The sequence below is a fragment of the Bullifex sp. genome (assembly GCF_034103065.1).
Taxonomy (GTDB): domain Bacteria; phylum Spirochaetota; class Spirochaetia; order Sphaerochaetales; family Sphaerochaetaceae; genus Bullifex.
In genome coordinates this window covers 1-2,176 of the sequence record NZ_JAXEGN010000280.1, presented here as the reverse complement: position 1 = coordinate 2,176, position 2,176 = coordinate 1, and the positions used below count along the sequence as shown (strand labels likewise).

3 protein-coding genes are annotated in these 2,176 nt (G+C 34.5%); all 3 read left to right on the top strand.

The window, feature by feature from the left end:
* Positions 1-680: NIL domain-containing protein (locus tag SOY52_RS10585; protein WP_320848922.1), on the top strand; the 680-nt coding region annotated here is incomplete at its 5' end.
* On the top strand, positions 677-1,339 hold the full coding sequence (locus tag SOY52_RS10580) for a methionine ABC transporter permease (RefSeq protein ID WP_320848921.1): 663 nt from the start codon (positions 677-679) through the stop codon (positions 1,337-1,339). The genes SOY52_RS10585 and SOY52_RS10580, both read left to right, overlap by 4 nt.
* Positions 1,336-1,875 (top strand): hypothetical protein, encoded by a 540-nt coding sequence (locus tag SOY52_RS10575; protein WP_320848920.1) that lies wholly within the window; start codon positions 1,336-1,338, stop codon positions 1,873-1,875. Before SOY52_RS10580 ends, SOY52_RS10575 begins: the two co-directional genes overlap by 4 nt.
* Positions 1,876-2,176: the final 301 nt, after the last annotated feature.

Genomic DNA, 2,176 nt, shown 5'->3' with positions numbered 1-2,176 from the left:
AGATTTGCCATATGGATAAAGCTTACATTAAACAAAGAAGTGAAGAACTTCTTAGCTTAGTAGGCTTAGAGGGAAGAGGAGATGCTCCTATTTCAACTCTCTCTGGTGGACAAAAGCAGAGAGTTGCAATTGCTAGAGCTCTTGCAGTCCAGCCAGATATCTTATTTTGTGATGAAGCAACTAGTGCACTTGACCCTCAAACAACTAGAGCAATTTTAGCTTTGATAAAAGAAATTCAAAAGAAAATGAACCTTACTGTTGTCATGATCACACACCAAATGGAAGTAGTACGTGATGCATGTGACTATGTAGCTGTCCTTGATTCAGGTAGAGTTGTAGAAGAAGGTAAGGTTAGTGATGTATTTGCATCTCCTGTTTCTGATGTAACTAAGGATTTCCTTTCAAGTGGTACTAACGTAAGCCAGTCTGTTGTTCGATGGTCTACTGAGCCAGGACACTATACACTTCGCTTCCGTGGACAAGCTACAGATACTCCAATTATTAGCCGTGTAACAAAGGAAACCGGAGCTCTATTTAATATTCGTGCAGCTGGTGTCCAGACAGTTAATGGGGAAGATATGGGTATGATGGTACTCGATATCGGGCCAGATGAAGAGACTGCAAAAATAGCAATTGAAAAGCTTAAGGAAGGCGGAATTATTGTGGAGGCTACAAAATGAATCAAATGATGAATCTTGTATTAAAAGCTACAGGTGAAACACTTGTAATGGTATTCTTTTCAACAATTTTTTCATTAATCTTAGGCCTCCCATTAGGTGTATTACTTCACGTTACATCCTCAGAAGAGCAGGGTGGAATTATTCCAAAACCACTTTTAAATAGTGTGCTTGGAAGAATTGTAAATGTTTTAAGAAGTTTTCCTTTTATTATTTTGATGATAATCTTAATTCCACTTTCACGCCTAATTGTTGGAACAAGTATTGGAACAAAGGCTACTATAGTTCCTCTTTCAATAGCTGCAGCTCCATTTGTTGCTAGAATTATTGAATCAGCACTAAAGGAGGTTGATCCAGGAGTAGTGCAGGCTGCTAAGGCAATGGGATCAACAAATGCTCAAATAATCTTTAAAGTATTACTTCCTGAAGCAATGCCATCTTTAGTTTCTGGTATTACTCTTACAATAATTAACCTTATCGGTTACTCTGCTATGGCTGGTGCTATTGGCGGTGGTGGTCTCGGAGACTTGGCAATTCGATATGGTTATCAGCGCTTTAGACCATCATACATGGTTGCAGCTGTACTTGTAATCTTAGTACTTGTTGAAGTAATTCAAATAGTTGGTAATAAGCTTTCGGCTAGACTTTTAGCATCAAGATGAAAAAAGAATTACGTTCATATCTTAAAGAAATAAAACATAGAATTCCAATTAAAGAAATCTTTCCTGGGCTAGGAAAAGAAATAGAAATACTAGTTACAGGAAAGGAGCTTTTTAGTGAAGTTAATTCAAATATTCCATCAAGTGATGTGATTGATTATCTCGAAACTGTTGCTTCAAACCTTCCTAAAGGTGCAGAGCTTTCTATTGTTGTAGATGATGAAGTTGATTTTGCTAGAGTTCAAACAGCATATAAAAACTTTATTGCACTTTCTCTTAAACGAAGAATAAATGAATTAAGAGCTTTAACCTTTAAGGTAAGTGCATTTTTACTTGTTGGTGCATTACTATTAATTATTTCTTATTTTTTAGAGGGTTTAGCAAAAAGAGTTGTTTATGATGCAGTTAATATTATTGGAGGGTTTTCAATTTGGGAAGCTGCTGATACCTTTGTGTTTGCAAGATCTGAAAAAAAGAAGGAAGTTATTACTTTCTTACGACTTTATAAAGCAAATTGGAAGAATAGGGATATAAGTTAAGTAGGTTTTATTGAATATTAAATGAATAAAAATTTAATTTTTTGCATAAAACCTATTGCATTTTATTTTTGATGTCGATATTCTGATGCTAAGCTATCGAAGTAAAGGAGATTTGAACATGACAAATAATATTTTCACAATGTGTTCTATTTCTATGATGGCTTCTACAATGATGATGCCCGTTTGGGCATGATATTTTAATTTAACATCTTTTTATAATCAAAAATCAAAAAATCATTAAAATGTTGAACATCCATATGTATTTTTGGATGGTGAAGGAGTATATCATGAAAAAATTATT

Coding starts and splice junctions, on each gene's coding strand:
- SOY52_RS10575 (WP_320848920.1), top strand. CDS start 1,336: ATGAAAAAAGAATTACGTTCATATCTTAAAGAAATAAAACATAGAATT.
- SOY52_RS10580 (WP_320848921.1), top strand. CDS start 677: ATGAATCAAATGATGAATCTTGTATTAAAAGCTACAGGTGAAACACTT.